The 25,322-nt window shown below is 35.0% G+C and carries 23 protein-coding genes and 1 riboswitch; of the genes, 4 read left to right on the forward strand and 19 right to left on the reverse strand.

From position 1 onward, the window contains the following. Positions 1-50: 50 nt before the first annotated feature. From ABD963_RS00265 to rsgA, 4 genes are read right to left on the reverse strand one after another with little or no spacing between them, the layout of a single operon-like run. A complete protein-coding gene (locus ABD963_RS00265; protein ID WP_345274933.1) occupies positions 51-1,274 on the reverse strand; it encodes a 3-phosphoshikimate 1-carboxyvinyltransferase in 1,224 nt (407 codons plus the stop codon). A 53-nt stretch (positions 1,275-1,327) separates the two neighbouring features. After that, positions 1,328-1,654: a nucleotide pyrophosphohydrolase gene (locus tag ABD963_RS00270; protein ID WP_345274934.1), complete on the reverse strand. Its 327-nt coding sequence runs from the start codon at positions 1,652-1,654 to the stop codon at positions 1,328-1,330. After that, positions 1,654-2,106 carry a D-aminoacyl-tRNA deacylase gene (gene dtd, locus ABD963_RS00275; protein WP_345274935.1) on the reverse strand — a complete coding sequence of 151 codons (453 nt, stop codon included), beginning with the start codon at positions 2,104-2,106 and terminating at the stop codon, positions 1,654-1,656. Before dtd ends, ABD963_RS00270 begins: the two co-directional genes overlap by 1 nt. After that, positions 2,103-3,053 carry a ribosome small subunit-dependent GTPase A gene (gene rsgA, locus ABD963_RS00280; protein ID WP_345274936.1) on the reverse strand — a complete coding sequence of 317 codons (951 nt, stop codon included), beginning with the start codon at positions 3,051-3,053 and terminating at the stop codon, positions 2,103-2,105. Before rsgA ends, dtd begins: the two co-directional genes overlap by 4 nt. Before the next feature lie 85 nt (positions 3,054-3,138). Between rsgA and ABD963_RS00285 the strand changes: the two genes are divergently transcribed. Further along, positions 3,139-3,591 carry a hypothetical protein gene (locus ABD963_RS00285; RefSeq protein ID WP_345274937.1) on the forward strand — a complete coding sequence of 151 codons (453 nt, stop codon included), beginning with the start codon at positions 3,139-3,141 and terminating at the stop codon, positions 3,589-3,591. Between the two features lie 40 nt (positions 3,592-3,631). Here ABD963_RS00285 and ABD963_RS00290 read toward each other — a convergent pair whose 3' ends face one another. Genes ABD963_RS00290 through ABD963_RS00305 form a run of 4 tightly spaced genes read right to left on the reverse strand, consistent with a single transcriptional unit; the run spans position 3,632 to position 7,547 of the window. Beyond that, positions 3,632-4,714 carry a chorismate mutase gene (locus ABD963_RS00290; RefSeq protein ID WP_345274938.1) on the reverse strand — a complete coding sequence of 361 codons (1,083 nt, stop codon included), beginning with the start codon at positions 4,712-4,714 and terminating at the stop codon, positions 3,632-3,634. Positions 4,715-4,724: 10 nt separating this feature from the next. After that, the gene (locus ABD963_RS00295; RefSeq protein WP_345274939.1) at positions 4,725-5,576 is read right to left on the reverse strand and encodes a prephenate dehydrogenase; all 852 of its coding nucleotides are present in this window, start codon (positions 5,574-5,576) and stop codon (positions 4,725-4,727) included. Between the two features lies 1 nt (position 5,577). After that, positions 5,578-6,723 (reverse strand): pyridoxal phosphate-dependent aminotransferase, encoded by a 1,146-nt coding sequence (locus ABD963_RS00300; RefSeq protein WP_345274940.1) that lies wholly within the window; start codon positions 6,721-6,723, stop codon positions 5,578-5,580. After that, positions 6,720-7,547 carry a prephenate dehydratase gene (locus tag ABD963_RS00305; RefSeq protein ID WP_345274941.1) on the reverse strand — a complete coding sequence of 276 codons (828 nt, stop codon included), beginning with the start codon at positions 7,545-7,547 and terminating at the stop codon, positions 6,720-6,722. Before ABD963_RS00305 ends, ABD963_RS00300 begins: the two co-directional genes overlap by 4 nt. A gap of 323 nt (positions 7,548-7,870) precedes the next feature. Here ABD963_RS00305 and gldA point away from each other — a divergent pair, with 323 nt between their 5' ends. The 3 genes from gldA (at position 7,871) to ABD963_RS00320 (ending at position 12,314) form a co-directional block, all read left to right on the forward strand. Continuing rightward, positions 7,871-8,764: a gliding motility-associated ABC transporter ATP-binding subunit GldA gene (gene gldA / locus ABD963_RS00310; protein WP_345274942.1), complete on the forward strand. Its 894-nt coding sequence runs from the start codon at positions 7,871-7,873 to the stop codon at positions 8,762-8,764. Positions 8,765-8,945: 181 nt separating this feature from the next. Next, the gene (gene pta, locus ABD963_RS00315) at positions 8,946-11,033 is read left to right on the forward strand and encodes a phosphate acetyltransferase (protein WP_345274943.1); all 2,088 of its coding nucleotides are present in this window, start codon (positions 8,946-8,948) and stop codon (positions 11,031-11,033) included. Between the two features lie 93 nt (positions 11,034-11,126). Then, positions 11,127-12,314 (forward strand): acetate/propionate family kinase, encoded by a 1,188-nt coding sequence (locus tag ABD963_RS00320; protein WP_345274944.1) that lies wholly within the window; start codon positions 11,127-11,129, stop codon positions 12,312-12,314. On the opposite strand, the gene ABD963_RS00325 is transcribed toward ABD963_RS00320, so the two are convergent. The 11 genes from ABD963_RS00325 to ABD963_RS00375 form a co-directional block, all read right to left on the reverse strand. Continuing rightward, the gene (locus tag ABD963_RS00325; RefSeq protein ID WP_345274945.1) at positions 12,300-13,046 is read right to left on the reverse strand and encodes a head GIN domain-containing protein; all 747 of its coding nucleotides are present in this window, start codon (positions 13,044-13,046) and stop codon (positions 12,300-12,302) included. The genes ABD963_RS00320 and ABD963_RS00325 overlap by 15 nt on opposite strands. Beyond that, positions 13,043-14,140 (reverse strand): acyloxyacyl hydrolase, encoded by a 1,098-nt coding sequence (locus tag ABD963_RS00330; protein ID WP_345274946.1) that lies wholly within the window; start codon positions 14,138-14,140, stop codon positions 13,043-13,045. Before ABD963_RS00330 ends, ABD963_RS00325 begins: the two co-directional genes overlap by 4 nt. Before the next feature lie 33 nt (positions 14,141-14,173). Further along, complete coding sequence (gene metF / locus ABD963_RS00335) at positions 14,174-15,130, reverse strand: methylenetetrahydrofolate reductase [NAD(P)H] (RefSeq protein ID WP_345274947.1); 957 nt, start codon at positions 15,128-15,130, stop codon at positions 14,174-14,176. Between the two features lie 122 nt (positions 15,131-15,252). Beyond that, positions 15,253-17,928, reverse strand: a complete 2,676-nt coding sequence (metH, locus tag ABD963_RS00340; protein ID WP_345274948.1) for a methionine synthase — start codon at positions 17,926-17,928, stop codon at positions 15,253-15,255. Next, a complete protein-coding gene (locus ABD963_RS00345; protein WP_345274949.1) occupies positions 17,928-18,932 on the reverse strand; it encodes a homocysteine S-methyltransferase family protein in 1,005 nt (334 codons plus the stop codon). Before ABD963_RS00345 ends, metH begins: the two co-directional genes overlap by 1 nt. 49 nt (positions 18,933-18,981) lie before the next feature. Further along, a riboswitch (SAM riboswitch) is annotated at positions 18,982-19,094 on the reverse strand. 46 nt (positions 19,095-19,140) lie between these two features. Next, a complete protein-coding gene (cysM, locus tag ABD963_RS00350) occupies positions 19,141-20,031 on the reverse strand; it encodes a cysteine synthase CysM (RefSeq protein ID WP_345274950.1) in 891 nt (296 codons plus the stop codon). Then, on the reverse strand, positions 20,021-20,758 hold the full coding sequence (epsC, locus tag ABD963_RS00355; protein WP_345274951.1) for a serine O-acetyltransferase EpsC: 738 nt from the start codon (positions 20,756-20,758) through the stop codon (positions 20,021-20,023). Before epsC ends, cysM begins: the two co-directional genes overlap by 11 nt. A gap of 45 nt (positions 20,759-20,803) precedes the next feature. After that, positions 20,804-21,856, reverse strand: a complete 1,053-nt coding sequence (locus ABD963_RS00360) for an NAD(P)/FAD-dependent oxidoreductase (protein ID WP_345274952.1) — start codon at positions 21,854-21,856, stop codon at positions 20,804-20,806. 1 nt (position 21,857) lies between these two features. Continuing rightward, positions 21,858-22,442 (reverse strand): precorrin-2 dehydrogenase/sirohydrochlorin ferrochelatase family protein, encoded by a 585-nt coding sequence (locus tag ABD963_RS00365; protein ID WP_345274953.1) that lies wholly within the window; start codon positions 22,440-22,442, stop codon positions 21,858-21,860. A 3-nt stretch (positions 22,443-22,445) separates the two neighbouring features. Beyond that, a complete protein-coding gene (cobA, locus tag ABD963_RS00370; RefSeq protein ID WP_345274954.1) occupies positions 22,446-23,207 on the reverse strand; it encodes a uroporphyrinogen-III C-methyltransferase in 762 nt (253 codons plus the stop codon). An 11-nt stretch (positions 23,208-23,218) separates the two neighbouring features. Further along, positions 23,219-25,321, reverse strand: coding sequence for a HEPN domain-containing protein (locus ABD963_RS00375; protein WP_345274955.1), 2,103 nt, complete (start codon positions 25,319-25,321; stop codon positions 23,219-23,221). Between the last annotated feature and the right edge of the window lies 1 nt (position 25,322).

The raw sequence follows: 25,322 nt of genomic DNA on the forward strand, positions 1-25,322 counted from the left end.
CTGCAAATATACAATCTGAGAATAGGGGTTGTCAAGTAAATGACTAATTATTATTGGGTTATTTCAAACCCAATAGATTTTAAATCATCCCAAAAGGTTGGATACGATTTTGAAACCACTCCAGAATCTTCGATAATAACAGGGACTTTAAGTGCTAAAGGTGCAAACGCCATAGCCATTCTATGGTCGTTATAAGTTGCAATTGAAACTGATTCTTTAATTATCTTGGAAGCAGACAAATGCAGTGATTCATCAGTGATGTTAACCTCTCCACCTAACTTTTCAATTTCGGTTTTTAAGGCTACCAATCTATCGGTTTCTTTGATTTTAAGGGTGTGAAGGCCCGTTAAATCACATGAAATTCCTAGAGCAAAACAAGTAACTGCTATGGTTTGTGCAATATCTGGTGCATTTACCAGATTAAAGGCTTTGGGCTCGAGGTTTTGGTTTTTTTTGGTTAATACTATAGTATTGGATTCAAACTTTGTGGCAACGCCAAAATGTTTATAAATTTCAACTAAAACCGAATCGCCTTGTAAAGAGTTTTCTTTGTAAGAAGTCAAGGTAATTTCAGTTCCAATATCACTTAAAGCCACTATGCTAAAGTAATAGGAAGCCGAAGACCAATCAGACTCTACAACCAAGGTTTTTGGTTCGAGGCTTTTTACATGTGGTTTAACGGTGATTGTATTTTCAACAAATGAGGTTTCAAGCCCAGTTTCATTCAATAAACTCAAGGTCATGTTTATGTAGGGAACGGATGTTATGTTGCCCTCTAGTGTTAACTCTAAACCATTTTCCAACTTTGAGGCGATTAATAATAATGCTGAAATATACTGACTGCTCACATTGGCCTTTAAGGAAACTTGGTGTTTGGTTAGTTTTTTTCCTTTAATTCTAATAGGCGGAAATCCTTCATTCGCTTGGTAAGTAATGTCTGCTCCCAAATCTTGAAGCGCCTCAACAAGTATTTTAATGGGGCGTTCTTTCATTCGTTGGGAGCCCGTAAGAATAACTTCGCGCCCTTCTTGAATAGAGAAATAAGCCGTTAAAAATCGCATAGCTGTTCCTGCATGATGGATGTCAATGATGTTGGATGTTGAATTTAATGCCTTGGTCATTAAATGACTGTCATCAGAATTAGAAACATTCTTAAGTTCGAATTCAGGATATAATGCTTGTAGTAATAACAAACGGTTAGATTCACTTTTAGAGCCCGTTATTTGAACTGAAGATTGTTTAGCTATTTTAGATTTTTGAAGAGTAATATTCATTATTAAGTATTAAAAAACGCTTCTGAAAAGAAGCGCTCAAATATACTTATAAATTATTTTAATTTCTGGTTATTATGGTGCCTATCGTGGTCGCGCTTTGCTTTCTTTTCCATTCTTTTATCAAATGCTTTTTGCAAATCAACCCCTGTTTGGTTTGCCAAACACAGTATCACAAAAAGTACATCGGCGAGTTCCTCACCTAAATCTTTATCTTTATCACTTTCTTTTTCACTCTGTTCGCCATACCGACGCGCTATAATACGAGCCACTTCACCAACTTCCTCGGTAAGTTGTGCCATATTGGTAAGCTCGTTGAAATAACGAACACCATGTTCGTTAATCCAATCATCAACTATTTTTTGGGCGTTTTGAATATTCATTATTCTCTATTTTTAGTATCAATAATTATAGTTACAGGTCCATCATTAAGCAATTCCACTTTCATATCGGCTCCAAACTGGCCAGTTTGGATGGGTTTACCTAAATCCATTTCCATTTTTTTTACAAAAGCATCATATAAAGGAATGGCCACCTCGGGTTTTGCTGCTTTAATATAGCTTGGGCGATTTCCCTTTTTGGTTAAAGCATGCAAGGTAAACTGACTAACCACAAGAGCGTCTCCTTCAACTTCCAAAAGGGATTGATTCATTACGCCATTTTCATCTCCAAAAATGCGAAGATTAATTATTTTATTTGAAAGCCAATCAATATCTTTTGGAGCATCATCATTTACAATTCCTAAAAAGATTAAGAGTCCGTTTGCAATGGAAGCCACTTTTGTGCCTTCAATAGTAACACTTGCTTTAGATACCCTTTGGATAACTACTTTCATTCTTTATCCCAGTTATCGGTTCTGTAATGCTCATCTTCACCTTCTACAATTTGCAAATAACTGCGGTAACGCGAAAAAGCAATATCATCATTATCCAATGCCATTTTTACAGCACAATTAGGTTCTTGAATATGCAAACAATTATTAAACTTACAATTTTGTTTCAATTTAAAGATTTCAGGAAAATAATCACCTACTTCTTCTTTATCCATATCTACCACACCAAAACCCTTTATACCTGGAGTGTCAATAATTTTGGCACCAAAACTTAAATCGAACATTTCTGCAAAAGTGGTGGTATGCTGCCCTTGCATGTGCAAAGTTGAAATTTCCTTGGTTTTTAAGTTTAGTGAAGGCTCAATAGCATTAACCAAAGTGGATTTACCAACACCTGAATGCCCTGAAAACATACTTGTTTTTTCATACATGAGTACCTTTACCTTCTCAATATTTTTGCTTGTTTTTGCCGAAACTCCAATGCACTCATAACCTATTTTTCTGTAAACATGTGCTAAATATTTTACCTCATTTAAGGTCTCCTCATCATAAGTATCTATTTTATTGAATAACAATACTGTTTTTATGGAATAGGCTTCGGCTGTTACTAAAAATCGATCTATGAAACTGGTTAATGTTGGTGGATTGTTAATGGTAATCATTAAAAATACCTGATCTAAATTGGCAGCAATAATGTGGGTTTGTTTCGATAGATTTACCGATTTGCGTACGATGTAATTGGTTCGATCATGTATGTTGTAAATGACCCCAGTTTCTAAATCATTATCAGTTTCCAATTCAAAATCCACAACATCACCAACCGCAATGGGGTTGGTACTTTTAATGCCTTTAATACGGAATTTCCCTTTAATGCGACATTCGTAGGTATGCCCTAAATCGGTTTTTACAGTATACCAACTTCCTGTAGATTTATAAACGCTTCCTGTCATCAATAATAATTATATGCAAATTAACAACTTTTCATTTTAAGAAAAAGGCTATATTAGAAGCTTAATATAAAAAACCAACAACAACATGAAAAAAATTTTAATTGTATTGAGCATTTCATTATTTGCTTTTATTGAAACTCAGGCCCAAGTAGAGTATAAAGTTGTTACTACCGTAGAGTCCATTGTGCCAAACGGATTAGGACGTTCCAGAATGATTAGTGCCAATGAACAAAAAAATTACAAAGATTTTACAAGTACTCAAACAGAGGAAGATAATACGAGAAACAAATCTGACAGAAGCGAAATTAGAGTTAAAGAATTTGATGAAACTAAATTACTAAACTTCTATAATTTAGGTGGTATACGTTTTCAAAACATTGCTGCCAATGATGCCTTAATTGAATCAAAAATCAATACTATGATTGAGGAAGGTTGGGAACTGGCTTTTGTAACGAGTGCCGTAGAAAGTGAGGCTGGTAAAGGCGATGGACAGGGCATTTTTATTACACGATTTATCTTTAAAAGAAACAAACAATAATTTACTCCACAAAAAAAGCCTCGCAATGCGAGGCTTTTTTTTATCCATTAATAATCTTCTCCTGATGATTGATGGATTCCTGATGAATGGCTTTAAACATTTTTAAAATAAACTCTTCACTTAAGCCTTTCTGTTCGCCTTCCAGTACCATTTTTCCTAAAATTTCGTTCCACCGTTTAGATTGTAAAACCGCAACATTTTTAGACTTTTTTAGTGCTCCAATACCGTCAGCAGCTTTCATGCGTTTTCCTAACAACTCAATTATTTGATTATCTACAACATCTATTTGTGCTCTTAAATTATCCAATGATTTGTTGTAATCTGCTTCTAAATCAGTTTCTTTTCTAATTTTTAAATCTTTCATGATTTGTACCAAGGCTTTTGGTGTTACTTGCTGTGCAGCATCACTCCATGCATTGTCCGGATCAAAATGGGTTTCAATCATTAAACCGTCAAAATTCAAATCCAAAGCAGTTTGCGATACATCAAAAATCATATCACGCTTACCTGTAATATGTGAGGGATCATTAATTAAAGGAATATCTGGATATTTATTTTGAAACTCGATGGCTAATTGCCATTCTGGATTGTTTCTGTACTTTGTTTTTTCATAGGTTGAAAATCCTCTATGAATAGCCCCAATATTTTTAACGCCCGATGCGTAAATCCGTTCAATACCACCCAACCATAAAGCTAAATCTGGGTTTACAGGATTCTTTACCAGAACTGGTTTATCTGTACCTTCCAATGCATCGGCTATTTCTTGCATGATAAAAGGACTCACCGTAGAGCGCGCTCCAATCCATAACATATCCACATCATGTTCTAAAGCTAGTTTTACATGGGTAGCATTAGCTACTTCGGTAGTAATTTTCATACCGGTTTCAGCCTTAACTTTTTGTAACCATTTTAAACCCAACGCACCTACGCCTTCAAACATGCCTGGTCGGGTTCTTGGTTTCCAGATACCAGCTCTAAAAAAGTTAACATCTGTATCTTTTAGGTCATGTGCAATTTTTAATACTTGTTCTTCAGTTTCTGCACTACATGGCCCTGCTATTACCAAAGGATGATCTAATTTTAAATCATCTAACCAGGTTCTCATTTCTTTCTTGTTTTCCATAATTTTACTCTTAACTAATTCCTTTTAAAATATCTTTTATATGATTGGTGTTTTCCATTTCGTTAAAAATGGCATCAAAATCGTCTTGTTTCATCAGCTCCTTAAAATGCGTAAGGTTTGAAATATACTCTTCCAAAGTTTCTATAACATTAATTTTATTTTGTTTGAAAATAGGCGTCCACATAGCTGGTGAACTTTTTGCCAAACGCACCGTTGATGCGAAACCACTTCCCGCCATATCAAAAATGTCGCGTTCGTTTTTTTCTTTTTCAATCACTGTTTTTCCCAACATAAACGAACTGATATGCGACAAATGCGACATATATGCAATATGCTTGTCATGAGCTTCAGGATTCATATAACGAATGCGCATGCCGATATCTGTAAACAGTTTTAATGCTTTCTCTTGAAGTTTGAATGTTGTTTTTTCCACTTCACAAACAATATTGGTTTTTCCTTGAAACAAACCTGGAATGGCAGCACTTGGCCCTGAGTATTCGGTGCCTGCTATAGGATGCATTGCTAGAAAATTTCTGCGTTTTGGGTGGTTTTCAACCACTTTACAGATGTCTACTTTGGTGGAACCTGCATCGACTACCAAACCAGATTCCGGAATTTTGTCTAAAATATTGGGTAGCAATTTCACCGTTGCATCTACAGGAATAGCAATGATAACTAAATCGGCATTTTCAATATCATCCATTGTAGCCTTTTTGTCAATTAATTTAAGCGACAAAGCTTCATCAAGCGTGGTTTCTTTCCTGCTGATACCATAAATAACTGTCTCAGGATCATTCTTTTTGATATCGATAGCCAAACTACCTCCTATTAAACCAACGCCTATGATGTATATATTTTTCATGTTATTGAACTCTAGTAATTGCCTCTTCTAAAACTTCGGTTGATGCACATAAAGAAAAGCGTATATAACCCTCTCCTTGGGTTCCAAAAATAGTTCCCGGTGTAATGAAAACATATTTTTCATTCAATATTATATCGATAAACTCCTCAGATTTTACATTTGCTGGTAATTTTGCCCATACAAATAATCCTGTCGCTTCTTTATCATAAGTACAATTTAAGGCATCGGCCAATTGCCAAACCAAGTTTCTACGTTCCCGGTATACATTGTTTAATGTTGCAAACCACATTTTTGAACATTTTAAAGCTTCAATAGCCCCTTTTTGAATACCAAAAAACATTCCAGAATCCATATTGCTTTTTACCTTTAAAATACTGTTTAAAAGCTCGCTATCGCCAACTACCATACCAACCCGCCAGCCTGCCATATTGAAGGTTTTACTCAACGAATTGAGCTCCAAACAAACTTCTTTAGCACCTTTTACACTTAATATGCTTTTGGGGTTATCATTTAAAATAAAACTATATGGATTATCATTAACCACTAAAATATTGTGGCGTTTTGCAAAGGCGACCAACTTTTCAAACACATACTTGGTTGGCTGGGCTCCAGTTGGCATATGCGGGTAATTTACCCACATGAGTTTCACTTTGCTTAAATCTGATTTTTCTAAAGCATCAAAATCTGGCAGCCAGTTATTTGCTTCATTTAAATCATACAAAACACCTTTCGCTCCAACTAAATTTGTAACCGACTGATAGGTTGGATAACCAGGATTTGGTATCAAAACTTCATCGCCTTCATTCAGAAATGCCATCGAAATATGCATAATACCTTCCTTACTGCCCATGAGGGGTAAAATTTCTGTTGATGAACTTAGATTTACTGAAAAATGCTCCTTGTAAAATTTAGCCATAGCATCCCTTAACTCAGGCAACCCTTGGTAACTTTGGTATTTGTGTGCATTGGGGTTTTTAAAGCTTTCAGCAATGGCATCAACCACTTTTTGTGGTGGTTGTAAATCAGGACTTCCTATACCCAAATTAATGACAGGTTTGCCATTGGCAATCATGACATTAACTTCTCGTAATTTTTTCGAGAAGTAGTATTCTTCAACAGTATGCAATCGGTTTGCTACTTCTATCATAGCTTTGCGTTTTTATATTCACCTAATACTTTAAAGCCTTCACCCATAATGTCAATAATAGATTTTGCTTTTTTAAAATCGATGTATTTTTCAAAAGTCACATCCACAAAAAAGGCATATTTCCAAGGCGTTTCCACTATTGGTAACGATTGAATTTTAGTTAAATTCAATTTACAATCGCTCATAACATTCAAAATAGCCGCTAAGCTACCACGCTTATGGTCGGTTTCAAACTTAACCGAAGCCTTATTGATTTCATTTTCTGGAACTTCAGAATTAGTGCGTTTTACGATGGCGAAACGGGTTTCGTTGTGTTTTATCGTTTGAATACTATGTGCCAAAATATCCAATTCAAAAATTTCAGCAGCCATAATACTGGCAATAGCTCCTATTCCTTTTAATTTCTTTTCGTGGATACGTTGGGCCACTTCAGCAGTGTCTTTATCTTCAATTAACTTAATATGAGGGTACAGCTTGAAAAACTCTTTACACTGCAATAGTGCCATAGGATGCGAATAGACTTCTTCAATATCGGATATATTTTGATTTGGCAACGCCATTAAATTATGCTGAATATCCAAATAATGCTCGCCAACAATGTGCAGTTTATATTTATCAATTAAAGCATAATTGGGAATGATGGAACCTGCAATAGAATTCTCTAAAGCCATAATAGCGGCATCACAAGATTCTGAAATTAAGGAATCAACCACGATATCGAATGTTAAACATTCGATAACATCAACGGGTTTATCAAAAAATTGCTGTGACACAATATGATGAAAAGACCCTTTTACTCCCTGTATGGCTACTGTGTTAATCAAAATTCAAATTCATTTTTTATACACTCAATCAATTGTTGAACAAAAAAAAGTCTCGATTTTCATCGAGACTCATATTAAATTTATTGTTATAAATTATACATACAAGGTCTCGTTCCTTTTACTAAAAAAGAAATAAAACCAATTGTTAAAATATGTATAATGTACTGTCATTGTCTTAATTATGTCGCTAAAGTAGTTAATTATTTAAGAAATCAAAATACAATAAAATCTTTTTTTTTCTTTATTTAAAAGTTTTAAAGATTTTATAGCAAAACTTCCTTTACATTGTATAATCAATTATTTTTGAACAAATAATTTCAAATATGTCTATTGAGGTAACAGGAATTTCAAAACTTTACGGTCATCAAAAAGCATTGAATAATGTGTCATTCAAGGTTGAAAAACCTGAAATTGTTGGTTTTTTAGGACCCAATGGGGCTGGAAAATCAACCATGATGAAAATTTTAACTACGTATTTAAGTGCCAATGACGGGATTGCCAAAGTAAATGGATTTGATGTAAATGAAAACACCCAGAAAGTTCAACAAAGTGTAGGTTATTTACCAGAGCATAACCCCTTGTATTTAGATATGTTTGTAAAAGAATATCTTTCATTTAATGCCCATATTTATAAGGCTGATAAAAATAGAGTCGATGAAGTTATTGAAATAACAGGTTTAACCCCTGAGGCTCATAAAAAAATTGGTCAACTCTCTAAAGGCTATCGCCAACGTGTTGGCTTAGCAAATGCCTTGTTGCACGATCCTGATGTTTTGATTTTAGATGAACCTACCACGGGATTAGACCCCAACCAATTAGTAGATATTAGAAATTTGATAAAAACCATTGGAAAAACCAAAACGGTATTTCTTTCAACTCACATTATGCAGGAAGTTGAAGCTATGTGTGAACGCGTTATTATTATTAATAAAGGAGAAATTGTTGCCGATAAAAAACTGAAAGATTTACGTGATGAAAAAGAACAAACCGTTATTGTTGAGTTTGATTATCGTGTTGAAGATACTTTCTTATTGAAGTTGCCTAAAGTAAAAAGCGTTGTAAATACTTATGATTTTGTTTATGAAATTACCTTTAAGACTTCTGAAGACATGCGTTCTCATGTATTTGATTTTGCACATGACAATCAATTAAAAATTCTTCAACTTAATCAAAAAAATGCGAGTTTAGAATCTCTTTTTAGAGAACTAACTTCATAAAACCCCTAGATATTTTTCATTTTTATTTGGTTTTTACATTTTCATATTAACCATGACAAATATCATCTTTACAAGAAATAGAAGACCTTAAATTTGCCATAAGTTATTTCAAAAATTATTCTCATTTAAAACAATAAAAAAAGTTAACAAAGTATCTTTGTATTAAACCAAAAAAATAGCAATGAGTAAAGGAATTTATGTAGCAACCATTGAGCCTAATAGCGGAAAATCTATTGTAGTTCTTGGTTTAATGCGCATGCTTTTGGGCAAAACGGCAAAGGTTGGGTATTTCAGACCTATTATAGATGATCTTGATGACGGTGAATTAGATAATCATATTAGCACCGTACTTTCACATTTTGAAATAAATATCAATTATAAAAAGTCTTTTGCTTATACCAGAAATGAAGTTCTCAATTTATACAACCAGGGTAAATCAGGAGAAGTTATTGATGAAATTATTAAAAAATACAAATACTTAGAAGGTCAATTTGACATTGTCTTGGTTGAAGGTACAGATTTCTCTCATGAAAATTCTAGTATAGAATTAGATTTAAATCTCTTAATTTCAAAAAACTTAGGGCTTCCTGTTATCATTGTTACAAGAGGAGATAAAGGAGATCTTAAAACCATTGTTGATAATGTGCAATTAGCTTTTGATACTTTTAAACAAGAGGTAGATGTGCTTTCTATAATGACCAATAAAGTAAATAAAGAAAACCTAAAAGACCTAAAAAGTTTATTAAAAGAACGCATTAAAAATACAGATATTACTGTTATTCCAATTATTCATAGTTTATCAAGCCCAACCATAAAAGAGATTGTAAAATCATTAGATGGGAGAGTGCTTTTTGGGAAAGATATGCTAAATAATCTCTCAGAAAATTTTAGTGTTGGCGCTATGCAACTTCGCAACTACTTAACCTATTTAAAAGAAAATGCTTTAGTAATTACTCCTGGAGATAGAGCTGATATTATATTAGGAGCACTACAAGCCAATATCTCGAAGAACTATCCTAAAATTTCAGGGATTATTTTAACTGGTGGTCTTATACCAGAAGAACCTATTTTAAAATTAATAGAAGGGCTCTCAAGTGTTGTTCCAATTATAAGCGTAGCTGGTGGCACTTATTCTGTAACCAATAGTATAGGCACTATTAAGCCTAAAATATATGCTGAAAACATAGAAAAAATAAATACTTCCATAACAACCTTTGAAAAACATGTAGATACGGATAAGCTTTCCAATGATTTAATAACTTTTGAATCGGATATTTTTACTCCAAGAATGTTCCAATATAATTTGTTACAACGTGCTTTAAAAAACAAAAAACACATTGTTTTACCTGAAGGTTATGATGAACGTGTTTTAAGAGCAGCCGCCAGATTAATTGATGCACATGTTGTAGAACTCACATTGTTAGGTGAAAAAGACCAAATTAAAGAGCTTTTAGAAAAACTAGATATTCCACTTAACATAAATAAAGTAAACATTGTATCACCAACAAAATCGCCACATTTTGATGATTACGTAAAAACTCTTTATGAGCTAAGAAAACATAAAAATGTAAACATGGAAATGGCTCGAGATATGATATCAGATGTGTCGTATTTTGGCACCATGATGATACATAAAGGACATGCTGACGGCATGGTTTCTGGTGCTGTGCATACCACGCAACACACGCTTCGACCTGCACTTCAATTCATTAAAACCAAACCAGGTGTAAATATAGTGTCCTCTATTTTCTTTATGTGCTTAGAAGATAGAATATCCGTTTTTGGAGACTGTGCTATTAACCCTAATCCAAATGCTGTAGAGTTAGCAGAAATTGCCATATCCTCAGCTAAAACCGCTAAGGATTTTGGAATCGAACCTAAAGTAGCCATGCTTTCATATTCCTCTGGTGCTTCTGGAAAAGGAGCCGACGTTGAAAAAGTTAGAGAAGCTACTGAAATTGTTAAAAAACAAGCACCCCATATTAAAATTGAAGGCCCCATTCAGTATGATGCGGCAGTTGATATGCGCATTGGGAAAAGCAAATTACCAGATTCTGAAGTTGCTGGGCATGCTAGTGTGCTTATTTTTCCCGATTTAAATACAGGGAACAACACCTACAAAGCGGTGCAACGAGAAACTGGAGCTTTAGCTATTGGCCCTGTTTTACAGGGATTAAACAAACCAGTTAATGATTTAAGCAGGGGCTGTACCGTAGATGATATTTACAGTACGGTTATCATTACAGCTATTCAAGCCCAAGACGTTTAAACTATGAAATGCTCATTAACAAAATTGCTAACCCAGTTATATGATAATCTAGGTATGGCATCTGACCAATTAAAAACAATTAAATATTAACAGATGAAAGTACTTGTTTTAAACTCTGGAAGTTCGTCGTTAAAATTTCAATTATTTTCGATGCCAGAAGCACTTGTTTTATGTTCTGGTTTAATTGAACGAATTGGTTTTGAGGACGCAAAATTTACATTTAAATCTAAGAACAATTCCATTGAAATAGTAACTGCCATTCCAAATCATAAAATAGGTCTAGAGCTTGTTTCTGAGCAACTATTAAATAGTAAAAATAACTTAATTAAATCCTCTGATGCTATTGATATTGTTGGGCATCGGGTGGTTCATGGTGGAAATTACTTTAGTAAAACTACGGAGGTCACAAAAGAGGTTAAAGAAAAAATTGAAGCCCTTTCTAGTTTAGCACCGCTACATAATTCTGCAAACCTGGAAGGCATTGAAGTTGCTGAAGCCATTTTTACCAAAGCAAAACAAGTAGCTGTTTTTGATACAGCATTTCATCAGTCTATTCCAGAATATGCCTATAATTATGCTATCCCTGTTGATTTAACGAACAAACATCACATTCGTTTATATGGATTTCACGGTACAAGCCACAAATTCGTTTCTGAAAAAGCCATTGAATTTTTATCCTTAAAAAGCTCAAAATTAATTAGTATCCATTTAGGAAATGGTTGTAGCATGACAGCCATTAAGAATGGGAAAAGTATGGATCATTCATTAGGGTTTTCGCCAAATAATGGATTAATTATGGGAACACGTTCTGGTGATATTGACTCGTCCATAATTTTTTATTTAGTCGATAAACTTGGTTACAGCTTAAACGACATAAGCAATATTTTACAAAAGAAAAGTGGAATGTTAGGTTTAACAGGATTTAGTGATTTAAGAGATATTCAAAAAGAAGCTGAAAAAGGCAATAAAGCATGCCAACTGGCCCTGCAGATGAATGCTTACCGTATTAAAAAATATATTGGAAGTTATACCGCCGTTTTAAATGGATTAGATGCCATAATTTTTACTGCTGGTATTGGAGAAAATTCAAGTTTAATGAGACAAATGGTTTGTAACGATTTAAATTATTTAGGAATTGAACTTGATGAGGAGAAAAATCAGGAAAAATCGGAGAATATTAAGGTTGTAAATACGGAAAAGTCAAAAGTTAAAATATTAGTAATTCCTACAAACGAAGAATTAGAAATCGCAAAACAATCCGTTAAGCTATTCGAATATTAATCGCCCTTTATATAGTTCTTCAACATTCACTTGAGGTGGTTGGTTTACAGCTATGACATTTCCGGTTCCTAAAATTTTACCCGTAATGGATTGTTGTGGATTTACTATCATATCATTAGAACTTCTATTCCAAATCGTTACATTTTGAGCAATTAAATCTCGTCCTTCAAAGCGACTTGTGCCTGCTGCGAAGGTTATATCCATGTTATTGGTTTGTCCAGAGATAAAACAATTTGAAATTCCGTTAAACACCAAACTAAAACTATTGTTATTAATTTTTAAGTTGAAATCACCACTAATAAAGGAATTTGGTAAGCTAAAATCTTCAGACAAAATACGCAAACTCGGATACGTTAAAACCCCTTTAGAGCTTACAGTGTACTGGGTAGAACTCCTAATCTCCGTAATGTTTGGTGAGGTTATATACACTTTGGTAATACCATAATCCCGAACATAATTACAGGTGTTTTGATCGGTTAACGTTAATCTCTCATCTATAACCGTGGCAGTTACGTCATTCATCAGGTTTTTACCCGTTTCAATAATTATCTTTTGTTCTAAACCTTCTTCAACTATTAATTCGATATCTCGATTGACCAGAATTTTGTTAAAAGTTCCAACGGTGATTTCCTTTCGAATAATAGGTCCTGATTTTTGAAAACAATCAACAGCACTTTCACTATCACAGGCTATTATTAGAAATAAACAAACTATGTAAATTACGTTTTTCATAATCTTACACCTAAACCAAATTCGACTGCTTCCGCTTTTGCAAGGTGTGATTTTAATGTTAGGGCTCCAAACCATTTCTTAGAAAAATAACGTTTTAACCCAATCCTAAAATAGGTTCGCCCTTCAAAATCATAAGGATAATATACATAATATCCTACTTGAGTTTCCAATGAGGTTTTATTTATAAACAGTTCATGTCCGGCAAAAACTCCAACACGCTTATAGTCTTCATCACCTCTAACATCCTCTTCAGGAAATGAGACACTTTTATAAAAAATCAATTCTTTTAAAAAGTTTGAAAAAAACACATCGGTTCCCAATTGTAAAGCACTTTTTCTGTTGATTCGCTTATCAACATACCCCGAAAAGATGTAAAAAGGAAATTGACCACTTGCCACGATATCACTTTCATTAATGCCTGTTCTAAAAACCAAATTATACTTCAAAGGCTCTGAAAAAACTTTGTCCCTTTCACCCAAAGTATTTTGGAATTCCAGCTCCTCATCGTCTAAATTATATATTATTCCCAAATTAAACGTTATGGAATTTATACTAGCATTAGGTGCTTTTATATTGGCGTTTGAATAATGGATAAAAGATAGCCCTGCCTGTAACCCAAAATGATGAAAAATGCGTTCTTTTTTATAATTGAGCATCATATAAGTGCTACTTAATAAATGAGTCCCAAATGCAATATTTTTAAAGTTCTTTTCTTTGTCATAGGGATTTGCATTGTAACCTAAACCTTGACCAATACGGAACATTAAATTCCGTTTAAAAAAATAAAAATTATAATGTGCATAAAGGGCCGCATTGTTACCTAAAACTTCATTTTTAAGGTTTTGGTAAATAAAAGAAACCCCATAATCTGGGTAATTAAAACGCTGTTCCCAGTCATTAAATCCGTAGGTTTTTTTATTCCAAGCTAGAATAATACCTTCGGGATGTCCATTTATTAAATGCAAAATATCGTTGTTGTGAAGTGCTATATTCCCTTTAAAATAATTAACCTCCATATAAGAGGTTTGCGTTTTGTCTTGTGAAAAAGAAAAACAACTATACAAGTAAAAAATGCACAAAAGAAAATGCCTCATAATAAGAATTACGGAGCAAAAATAACGTAATATTTAAAACAACTTAGATGCGATGGCTTTTATATTATCGCTTTTACCCATAGAATAGTAATGTAACACAGGGACACCAGCTCTTTTGAGTTCTTCCGATTGTTTGATTGCCCACTCAATACCGACTTCCCGCACTTGGGCATTGTCCTTACATTTTTCAACTTCATTTATCAAAGCTTCCGGTAAGTCTATTTTAAAAACCTGTGGCAACAATTGTAAATGACGTTTAACTGCTATGGGTTTTATACCCGGAATAATAGGCACATTAATACCCGCTTCCTTTACTTTATCAACAAAATCAAAGAATTTTTCATTATCGAAAAACATCTGTGTTACCACATAATCGGCGCCTGCATCTACTTTTTCTTTAAGGCGTTTTAAATCCGATTGCAACGATGGTGCTTCCATGTGCTTTTCTGGGTAACCTGCAACACCAATACAAAAGTCTGATTTATGTTCAGATTCAATAACATCGTGTAAATATTTACCGGTATTTAAATTTTGGATTTGAGCCACCAAATCGCTTGCAAATTGATGACCTCCTTTTGAAGGTTCAAAATATTTTTGATGACTCATCGCATCACCTCGTAAGGCCATCACATTTTGAATACCAAGGTAATGACAATCTACCAACAAATATTCGGTTTCCTCTTTTGTAAACCCTCCACACAATACGTGTGGTATGGCATCCACATTGTATTTATGTTGAATAGAAGCACAAATACCAACCGTTCCGGGGCGCATACGGGTAATTTTTCTGTCTAAAAGCCCGTCGCCCTTATCAATGTACACATACTCTTCACGCGATGTAGTTACATCAATAAATGGCGGATTAAATTCCATTAACGGGTCTATGTTATCATAGAGTTCCTGAATATTTCTCCCTTTTTGTGGTGGTATAATTTCAAACGAAAACAAGGTTTTTCCGTTCGCTTTTTTAATATGGTCTGTTACTTTCATTACTAAAGCCCATTAAACCCCCAAAAGGGGAACACTTACTTGGGCAAGTTAAATGTTTTTGTAGTTATTTATTTTCTGCCAATACTGATTCCTCCCATTTGGAGAGGTTAGTTGGGGCCTTTTTACTCTTCTGCTATATTTGGGTGCAACCATTTTCTAGCTTTTTCTTTAGAGATGCCTTTTCTATTGGCATAATCAACCACTTGGTCGTCGGTAATTTTACCCAATCCAAAATACTTGGCTTCAGGATTAGCAAAATAATACCCCGATACTGCTGCTGCTGGCCACATTGCTAAACTTTCGGTTAATTTAACGCCTATGTTTTTTTCAACTTCCAATAATTCCCAAATGGTTTCTTTTTCTAAATGATCTGGACACGCAGGATAACCTGGTGCTGGACGGATTCCTTTGTAACTTTCTTTAATTAAATCATCGTTACTTAAATTTTCATTCTCAACATAACCCCAATGCTTGATTCTCACTTGCTTGTGCAAATATTCAGCAAAAGCTTCAGCAAATCTATCAGCTATAGCCTGCGCCATAATACCATTGTAGTCATCCTCCTTTTTTCTGTAACTATCGGCTAATTCCTGGGCTCCAAAAATAGCAACGCAAAATGCTCCAATATAATCGATTTTACCTGTTTGCTTTGGGGCAACAAAATCTGATAACGCTATATTTGGAATACTATCACGCTTTTTTAATTGTTGGCGTAGGGTTCTAAAAACAAATATTTCTTCACCTTTTTTCTGAACAGAAATGTCATCATGATTAATTGTATTTGCTTCAAACAAACCAAATATACCTTTGGGTTTTAATAATTGTTTAGCAATGATGTGTTTTATCATTGCTTGGGCATCCTCAAAAAGTTGAGTTGCCTGTTCACCAACAACCTCATCGTTCAAAATCTCTGGGTATTTGCCATGTAAATCCCAACTTCTAAAAAACGGACTCCAATCGATAAAAGGTTCTAATTCTTTTAAACTTAATTGTTTTAAAACCTGAATACCTAGTTCTTTAGGCTTTATTATTTCTGATGTATTCCAATCAATTTTATATTTACGTTTACGGGCTTCAATAATAGATATATACGATTTTTCCTTTCCTCGTTTTAAAAACTTGGTTCTAAAATCATCATAATCAGCTTTTAATTTAGCCGTATATTCATGGGTTGTTTTTTTATTAAGCAAATCGCCAACAACTGTTACCGCCCTAGAGGCATCATTTACATGAACTACAGCGTTTTTATATTGTGTATCTATCTTAACAGCAGTATGCGCCTTGGAGGTTGTAGCCCCACCAATGAGCAATGGAATTTCAAAATTTTGACGCTGCATTTCTTTAGCCAAATACACCATTTCATCAAGGGATGGCGTTATTAAACCAGATAAACCAATAGCATCCACACGCTCTTTGATAGCCGTTTCAATTATTTTTTCTGGTGGTACCATAACCCCTAAATCGACTATTTCGTAGTTGTTACAGGCTAATACAACACTTACAATATTTTTACCGATATCATGAACATCACCTTTTACTGTTGCCATTAAAATTTTACCAACAGGTTCTTGCTTATCTGTTTTTTCTGCTTCAATAAAAGGGTTTAAATAGGCCACTGCTTTTTTCATAACACGCGCCGATTTAACCACTTGTGGCAAAAACATTTTACCGGAACCAAATAAATCGCCTACCACATTCATCCCGATCATTAAATGGCCTTCAATAACATCAATGGGCTTTTCGGCTTGCAATCTGGCTGCTTCCACATCTTCAATAATGAAGGCATCAATACCTTTTACTAGCGCATGCGTAATTCGCTCTTGGATGGAATTTTCTCGCCATGACAAATCGACCCCTTTTTCAATTTTTGAACCTTTCACCGTTTCAGCAAAATCTAGAAGTCGTTCAGTAGCATCGTCTCGTCTATCTAAAATAACATCTTCAACATGTTCCAATAAATCTTTTGGAATATCATCATACACTTCCAAAAGTGCAGGATTCACAATACCCATATTCATACCTGCCTGGATGGCATGATATAAAAAAACCGAATGCATCGCTTCTCGAACCCCATCATTTCCTCGAAAAGAAAACGACACATTACTTACACCACCACTTACGCTTACATTTGGCAAGTTTTGCCGTACCCAACGGGTGGCTTCAATAAAATCGACAGCATTTCTTCGATGTTCTTCCATTCCTGTAGCAACAGGAAATATGTTTAAATCAAAAATGATATCCTCTGAAGGAAAGTTTACTTTGTTAACTAAAATATCGTAAGAACGTTTGGCAATTTCAATACGACGGTCATAATTATCAGCTTGCCCAACCTCATCAAAAGCCATCACAATCACAGCGGCTCCATAACGTTTTATTTGTTTCGCTTCCCAGATAAATTTCTCTTTACCTTCTTTTAATGAAATGGAATTCACTACACATTTCCCTTGAACGACTTGCAGACCAGCTTCAATAATTTCCCATTTAGAGCTATCAATCATAATAGGTACGCGACAAATATCTGGTTCGGCAGCAATGAGGTTTAAAAAACGAACCATAGCTTCCTTACCATCAATCAATCCGTCGTCCATATTGATATCGATAATTTGCGCACCACCATCTACTTGATGTCTTGCTATATCTAAGGCTTCATCAAATTTTTCTTCTTTAATGAGTCTCAAAAATTTACGAGAACCCGCCACATTGGTGCGCTCTCCTACATTGATAAAATTGCTATTTTCGTTCAAAACCAAAGGCTCCAAACCAGATAAGCGCATGTATTTTGTCTGCTTCACTTTCATTAATCTACTAATTCTAAAGCTTTTCTTGGTTTATATTTTGCAGCTATATGGGCTATTACTTTGATATGTTCGGGTGTGGTACCACAACAGCCGCCTATAATATTTATTAAATTCTTTTTAAAATATTCCTCAATTTGCTCTCCCATGTCCTCTGGAGATTCATCATAAGCACCAAAAGCATTTGGCAATCCTGCATTGGGGTGTGCTGAAATTGCAAAATTCGTTTTACTGGAAATAGCCTCTAGATGTGGCTGTAATAAATTGGCCCCTAAAGCACAATTAAACCCAATAGACAGCAAAGGAATATGAGATACTGAAATTAAAAAAGCCTCGGCTGTTTGACCAGAAAGTGTTCTACCTGAAGCATCTGTAATAGTGCCACTCAACATAATAGGAACATCTATATTGCGTTCTTCTTTAACTTCTTCAATCGCGAATAAAGCTGCTTTAGCATTCAACGTATCAAAAACCGTTTCAACCAATAATATATCCACACCACCATCAATTAAAGCTTCTACTTGTTGTTTGTAGGCGATACGTAACTCATCAAATGTAACCGCTCTATATCCCGGATCATTAACATCAGGCGACATGCTAGCTGTTCGGTTTGTTGGACCAATGGAACCTGCTACAAAACGTGGTTTATGTGGTTCTTTTAACGTAAACTCATTCGCAACTTCTTTGGCGATTTTAGCGGATTGGTAATTCAACTCATATACCAAATTTTCCATTTGATAATCTGCCATCGCTATGGTTGTTCCCGAAAATGTATTGGTTTCTACAATGTCTGCTCCCGCTTCAAAATATTTTGCATGTATTTCTTTGATGGCTTGGGGCTGTGTAATAGATAATAAATCGTTATTGCCCTGTAAAGAGGTTGGGTAATCTTTGAAGCGCTCTCCTCTAAAATCTGCTTCGGTAAATTTATAAGCCTGTAACATGGTACCCATAGCACCATCTAGCACCAAAATACGTTTTTGTAAAGCTTGTTTTATGTTTGACATTCGATGTTTATTTATCTGTATGTCATCAAGAAAAGTAGGGAAACACTTTTCGTTATCTTTCTAATAATTTTTAAATTATTAGTAGAATTTAGCACCTTCTTTAAAGTTAAAGGGTTGCCAAGGCTTCAGCGGGTCTAGTCCCTCTACCTTTCTTGATAACTTGTAATACGTTTATGAACTAGTGAACAAAAATAGAACTATATTTTTGTTATTCAAACAAAGTGGAAGATAAATATCTATCGCCTCTATCACAAATAATGGCTACAATTACACCTTCTTGAATTTGTTCTGCTACTTTTAATGCACAATATACCGAACCACCGCTACTCATGCCTGCAAAAACACCTTCTTCTTTAGCGAGTTTTTGGGTGGTTGTTTTAGCGTTTTCCTCTGTAACATCGATAACAATATCTACTTTATTGGGATTGAAAAACTTAGGCACATAATCTGGCGACCATTTTCTAATCCCAGGTATTCTAGCACCATCTGCTGGTTGGGCACCAACAATGGTAATGTCTTTATTTTTTTCCTTTAAATACGTAGAACTTCCCATTATGGTTCCGGTTGTTCCCATGGTAGCTACAAAGTGAGTGATTTTTCCTTGGGTATCTCTCCAAATTTCAGGGCCTGTGGTTTTATAATGTGCCTTCCAGTTATCATCGTTTTCAAATTGGTTTAATAGGGTATAACCTTTTTCATCCCGTAATTTAAAAGCTAAATCTCGAGAGCCTTCAATACCAATATCTGCTGCTGTTAAAATAACTTCAGCTCCATAAGCACGCATCGTTTTAACCCGTTCTTCAGTAGAATTTTCGGGCATGATTAATACCATATTTAGTCCTAATAATTTGGAAATAAATGCGAGGGCAATTCCTGTGTTTCCGCTAGTTGCCTCTACTAAAGTACCGCCTTTTTTGATATCACCCCGTTTTAAGGCTTCATTAATCATATTAAAAGCAGGGCGATCTTTGACACTTCCACCTGGGTTATTACCTTCCAATTTTAAAAACAAACGTACCCCTTTTTTTGATATCAGATGTGTTGCCTCAACCAAAGGTGTATTGCCTATTTGACCAATGATGCTATTGTTAAATTCCATTCTTTTTTGGTCTTATTTTTATTTCTGTTTGATAGGTTACCAGTGAGTTTTCTGGTACCGATTGTGTAATCCATACATTGGCACCTATGGTAGTGTTAGCGCCAATCACGATATCGCCACCTAAAATGGTTGCATTAGCATAAATACAAACATTATCCTCAATAGTTGGATGTCTTTTTACTTTTGCTAAATCTTTTGAAACCTGAATACCTCCCAAAGTGACACCTTGATAAATTTTAACATTATTCTTAATGATGGATGTTTCGCCGATTACAATTCCCGTACCATGATCGATATAAAACGATTCACCAATGGTTGCTCCTGGATGAATATCGATACCTGTTATACCGTGAATATACTCGCTCATCATTCTGGGTAAAATAGGCACGCTTAATTTATGGAGCGAATGACTCAACCTGTAAATTGAAATGGCGTGAAACCCAGGATATGCCATATAAATTTCATCTAAATTGTAAGATGCTGGGTCGTTACTTTCAAATGCTACCGCATCTAAATCTAACTTTCTTCTAATTTCAGGTAATTGCGATTTGAAATCTACCCAAATATCCTTACCATTTTCAATCTCTAATTTTGACAGTATTTTGAGAAATGTTTTTTCTAGATACAGTTTGTTATTTTCTTCATGTTCACAATCAAATAAGGAATAAAATAACTTTTTGGTAAACGTTTTTACGGTATCTTTTAGGCAAACGTTGTAACTTTTCATGGGCAATTGGTCGCAAATATTTGCGCAATTTACATAAAAAAAATTCTAATTAATAGATTGAATAACTGCTTTGGGAGCTTCTTTACGCGTGCCGTCAAATCCATCAATACCACTTACTGTCGTGTATTTCAATACATACTTTTTTCCAGGATTGATAATTCTGTAAGCCGCTTGACACATTAACGTCGCTTCATGAAATCCACAAAGTATCAATTTTAATTTTTCAGGATAGGTATTCACATCACCAATCGCAAAAATACCGGGTATATTGGTTTGGTAGTTTAAAGAATTATCCACTTTTATGGCATTTTTTTCAATCTCCAATCCCCAGTTTCCAATGGGCCCAAGTTTAGGCGATAAGCCAAATAAAGGAATAAAATGATCGGTTTCAAGAATGGATTCTTCGCCATCTTTTACAACGGTAACACTTTCCACTTTCCCATTACCTTGAATCCCTGTAACCTCGGCGGGTGTAATTAATTTTATCTTGTTCAGAAGGGTTAATTCTCTAACTTTTTCAACGGAATCAAGGGCACCTCTAAACTCATTTCTTCTATGAATTAAGGTTACGGACGAGGCTACATCGGCTAGAAAAATACTCCAATCTAAAGCAGAATCACCTCCTCCTGAAATAACTACTTTTTTATTTCTGTAAACCTCAGGGTCTTTAATAAAATATTCCAACCCTTTGTCCTCATAATCCTCAATACCATCAATAGCTGGTTTTCTAGGTTCGAAAGATCCTAACCCTCCTGCAATGGCAACTACTGGGGCTTGATGTTTGGTGCCTTTGTTCGTGGTTACTATAAAGGAGCCATCTTCTTGCTTTTCAATAGTTTCTGCACGTTCTCCCAAAGTGAAACCAGGTTCAAATTGTTTACCTTGTTCCAAAAGGTTTTTAGTTAAATCGCCTGCTAAAATTTCAGGGAATCCAGGAATATCATAAATAGGTTTTTTTGGATATATCTCTGAACATTGTCCCCCTGGTTGCGGCAATGCATCAATTAAATGGCATTTCAATTTCAATAATCCTGCTTCAAAAACAGTGAATAATCCAGTTGGTCCTGCGCCTATAATAAGTATATCGGTTTTAATCATGTTAAGATTCTTTCTTTGCAATTAATCCTTTAGTAAATTCATTAAGTGTTTCCACTTTTTCTTCAAAATTACCTTTTATTGTTTTTCTATATTCATTTAAATTATTAACCAAATCGTCAATATTTTCAGGAATAACGTCCTCAAAAAACTGTCGCAAACGTTTGGCTGTGGTAGGTGATTTTCCATTCGTTGAAATAGCCAATTTTACGTTACCCTTAGTTACTATACCGCCCATATAAAAATCGCAATACGGTGGGTTATCAGCTACATTAACCAATTTTGATTCGGCTCTACAATCCTTCCACACTTGAATATTTACTTCTGGGACATCAGTCGTTGCAACAACCATATGCTTGCCTTGTAAATATTCTTTTTTGTAAACGTCATTAATTAAAGTAACATTCCCTTTTTTTGACAAAGATAAAGTATCTTCTCTAAACATAGGCGATACCATGGTCACAGAAGCATCTGGACTTGATTTTAAAAGAAACCTTAATTTCTCTTCTGCCACAAAACCTCCTCCAACTATAAGAATATTCAGGCTTTTAACCTTTAAAAAAATGGGGTATAAATTGTTTCGCTCCATAACTTATGCTGTAGCTACCGCTTTAACAATAGGCCCTAATTCAGCTCTTTGTTTAACAACTTCACCAATGATGATGATAGCTGGAGATGACAACTGCTTTTCTTCAACAATTCGCTGTATGTTACTTATGGTGCCAATACCTACATTTTCATTTGTTGTTGTTCCATTTTGTATGATTGCTACTGAAGTATCCTGCTTATTTTCCTCTGAAAACACCTTTACAATCTCATCTAATTTATGCATACCCATTAAAATAACAACCGTTGCCGTTGATTTTGCTGCCAAGGCAATATCGGTTGATAATTGATGATTTTTCGTGGTTGCTGTTACTACCCAAAAACTCTCTGAAGCACCTCGCTTAGTTAACGGAATACCTTGATATGCTGGTACCGCACTAGCCGATGAAATACCTGGAACCACATAAGTTTCCAATCCAAATGGGCGCACATAATCGATTTCTTCAGCACCTCGTCCAAAAATAAACGGGTCGCCACCTTTTAGACGCACCACATGCCCCTTTTCTTTGGCCTTAATAACTATAAGCTCATTGATTTGCTCTTGTTGATATGCATAACATCCTTTACGCTTGCCAACAAAAATGCATTCGGTTTTTGGTGAGGTGTATTCAAGTAATTCTTCGTTTATTAGAGCATCATAAAGAATAACATCAGCAGATTTAATGGCTTTAATAGCTTTGAGTGTAATTAAATCTACATCACCTGGTCCTGCTCCAACCACTGTTAATTTTGGAATTATCAAACTCATTTTTCAGGTTTTTAAACTGCTTTTCCTGAAAGCGTTTCAGCTTCCCTGTAAGTTCTTACTTTTTGTAAAAAATCGGTAGCGTTTTCTATGTACTTGGACGCAAACTCCTTGGATGGCGACTGTTTATTAATTTGATAAATCAATTCTGAAAATGAAACTCCTAAATTTATCAATCCGTTTTCTACAAAAAATTCATCAAACTGGCTTATGATACCGGCGTGTATGTTGGTTTTTTTATCTTCAGCAAGTAATAATGCTTTTGCAGAATTCACCATAGAACTATACGCATGATAAATAGCACTTGAATAGACTTTATGGTTAAATGCTTCTTTGGCATTCTCAATTTTTTCTTCACTCTCTAAAAACAACGTTGAGATTAAATCAATCACGACGCCTGCACATTCACCAATACCTATTTCCTTTACATATTCCTGATCGTTACCCCAATCGATAAAATCGTTTTGTGTTAAATTGGTAACATCTTGTAAATCATTTAACAAATCATAGAAATAACGTTCGCCTGTTACTTTGTAATAGTCGACGAATTTTTTTCCATTGGCATTAGCCTCATAATCGTCTAAAATTCTACGCAATGCTTCAGGGCCTCTTTTACTGGGTACTTTGGCTACTTTATCAGCAAACAACCCATTACCATCACCTAAGTTTCCACCACCCAACAAAACTTGTAATGCTGGTGCCACCAATTTATCTGGGGTACGAACCGTCATTCCTTGAAAGCCAATATTTGCCATATTATGTTGACCGCAGGCATTCATACAACCACTTATTTTTATAACTAAATCTTGGTTATTTAAGTACTGTGGATATTCGGCTTTAATAACGCGTTCCAACTCAGCGGCAATTCCTGTGCTACTTGCAATACCTAAGTTACAGGTGTCAGTTCCTGGACAAGCTGTAATATCGACTGCCTTATTATAGCCCGCCTCCACAAACCCTAACTTTTCTAATTCTTGGTAGAAAAAAGGTATTAAATCATGCTTTACAAAAGGAATCACGATGTTTTGACGCAGGGTTAAACGCAACTCGCCCGCTGCATAATTTTCAACTAAATCAGCTAACAAACGAGCTTTATCAGTGTAAAAATCGCCCAACAATACTTTAATCCCAATCGCCACATAACCTTCTTGTTTTTGGGGAATTAGGTTAGTTGATTTCCAAGTTTCAAAAGCTTTTTGGTCTTTTATTTCAACTTTTGGAATAGCCGTGATAGTTATCGGTTTAGAGGCTTCATAAGCTTGAGCATCAATGGGAACAGATTTAAATTCTATAGCATTTTGTTCAGAAGTGACTAATTCTTTGAAAGCCTCTAAACCGATGTCTTTAATTAGAAATTTCATACGTGCTTTAGCACGACTTTTGCGCTCACCATGGCGATCGAAAATTCTTAAAACGCCTTCCATGACTGGAATAATTTTATCTGAAGGCAAAAACTCATATAACACATCAGCATGTCGAGGTTGCGAGCCCAATCCACCACCAATCATCACTTTGAAACCACGAACACCATTTTTAATTTTAGCTATAAACCCTAAATCATGCATATATGATAAGCCTGTATCATCATCTGAAGAAGAAAATGACACTTTAAATTTTCGTCCCATCTCTTGGCATATAGGATTTCTCAAGAAAAAACGAAACATCGCATCGGCATAGGGCGACACATCAAATGGTTCGTTAACATCAATTCCTGCAAGCTCTGATGCTGTGATGTTGCGCACAGTATTACCACAAGCTTCACGAAGCGTGACGTCATCACGTTCCAATTCCGCCCAAAGTTCTGGAGTTCTGTTTAAATCGACGTAATGAATTTGTATATCTTGACGTGTGGTTATGTGTAATCTTCCTCTGGAATATTCATCGGAAACCTCAGCAATTCTTCGTAACTGATTGCTTTTTACTTTTCCGTAAGGCAATTTGATACGTATCATTTGCACGCCCTCTTGACGCTGGCCGTAAACACCGCGTGCTAAACGTAAGCTTCGAAATTTTTCCTCATCTATTTTCCCATTATTGAACAGTTCAATTTTATTGGCTAATTCAATAATATCTCTTTCAACAATTGGGTTTTCTATTTCTGTTCTAAAACTCTGCATC

The sequence above is a fragment of the Litoribaculum gwangyangense genome (assembly GCF_039543505.1).
GTDB classification, from domain to species: domain Bacteria; phylum Bacteroidota; class Bacteroidia; order Flavobacteriales; family Flavobacteriaceae; genus Litoribaculum; species Litoribaculum gwangyangense.

Bases quoted from the DNA above. Each gene is read 5' to 3' on its own strand.
- ABD963_RS00295 (WP_345274939.1), bottom strand. From the start codon at position 5,576: ATGAAAAATATATACATCATAGGCGTTGGTTTAATAGGAGGTAGTTTG.
- metF (WP_345274947.1), bottom strand. From the start codon at position 15,130: ATGAAAGTAACAGACCATATTAAAAAAGCGAACGGAAAAACCTTGTTT.
- cobA (WP_345274954.1), bottom strand. From the start codon at position 23,207: ATGAGTTTGATAATTCCAAAATTAACAGTGGTTGGAGCAGGACCAGGT.
- ABD963_RS00360 (WP_345274952.1), bottom strand. From the start codon at position 21,856: ATGATTAAAACCGATATACTTATTATAGGCGCAGGACCAACTGGATTA.
- rsgA (WP_345274936.1), bottom strand. From the start codon at position 3,053: ATGACAGGAAGCGTTTATAAATCTACAGGAAGTTGGTATACTGTAAAA.
- cysM (WP_345274950.1), bottom strand. From the start codon at position 20,031: ATGGAATTTAACAATAGCATCATTGGTCAAATAGGCAATACACCTTTG.
- ABD963_RS00285 (WP_345274937.1), top strand. From the start codon at position 3,139: ATGAAAAAAATTTTAATTGTATTGAGCATTTCATTATTTGCTTTTATT.
- ABD963_RS00365 (WP_345274953.1), bottom strand. From the start codon at position 22,442: ATGGAGCGAAACAATTTATACCCCATTTTTTTAAAGGTTAAAAGCCTG.
- pta (WP_345274943.1), top strand. From the start codon at position 8,946: ATGAGTAAAGGAATTTATGTAGCAACCATTGAGCCTAATAGCGGAAAA.
- dtd (WP_345274935.1), bottom strand. From the start codon at position 2,106: ATGAAAGTAGTTATCCAAAGGGTATCTAAAGCAAGTGTTACTATTGAA.
- ABD963_RS00270 (WP_345274934.1), bottom strand. From the start codon at position 1,654: ATGAATATTCAAAACGCCCAAAAAATAGTTGATGATTGGATTAACGAA.
- ABD963_RS00320 (WP_345274944.1), top strand. From the start codon at position 11,127: ATGAAAGTACTTGTTTTAAACTCTGGAAGTTCGTCGTTAAAATTTCAA.
- ABD963_RS00300 (WP_345274940.1), bottom strand. From the start codon at position 6,723: ATGATAGAAGTAGCAAACCGATTGCATACTGTTGAAGAATACTACTTC.
- ABD963_RS00330 (WP_345274946.1), bottom strand. From the start codon at position 14,140: ATGAGGCATTTTCTTTTGTGCATTTTTTACTTGTATAGTTGTTTTTCT.
- ABD963_RS00345 (WP_345274949.1), bottom strand. From the start codon at position 18,932: ATGTCAAACATAAAACAAGCTTTACAAAAACGTATTTTGGTGCTAGAT.
- ABD963_RS00265 (WP_345274933.1), bottom strand. From the start codon at position 1,274: ATGAATATTACTCTTCAAAAATCTAAAATAGCTAAACAATCTTCAGTT.
- ABD963_RS00325 (WP_345274945.1), bottom strand. From the start codon at position 13,046: ATGAAAAACGTAATTTACATAGTTTGTTTATTTCTAATAATAGCCTGT.
- epsC (WP_345274951.1), bottom strand. From the start codon at position 20,758: ATGAAAAGTTACAACGTTTGCCTAAAAGATACCGTAAAAACGTTTACC.
- metH (WP_345274948.1), bottom strand. From the start codon at position 17,928: ATGAAAGTGAAGCAGACAAAATACATGCGCTTATCTGGTTTGGAGCCT.
- ABD963_RS00375 (WP_345274955.1), bottom strand. From the start codon at position 25,321: ATGCAGAGTTTTAGAACAGAAATAGAAAACCCAATTGTTGAAAGAGAT.
- ABD963_RS00290 (WP_345274938.1), bottom strand. From the start codon at position 4,714: ATGGAAAACAAGAAAGAAATGAGAACCTGGTTAGATGATTTAAAATTA.
- gldA (WP_345274942.1), top strand. From the start codon at position 7,871: ATGTCTATTGAGGTAACAGGAATTTCAAAACTTTACGGTCATCAAAAA.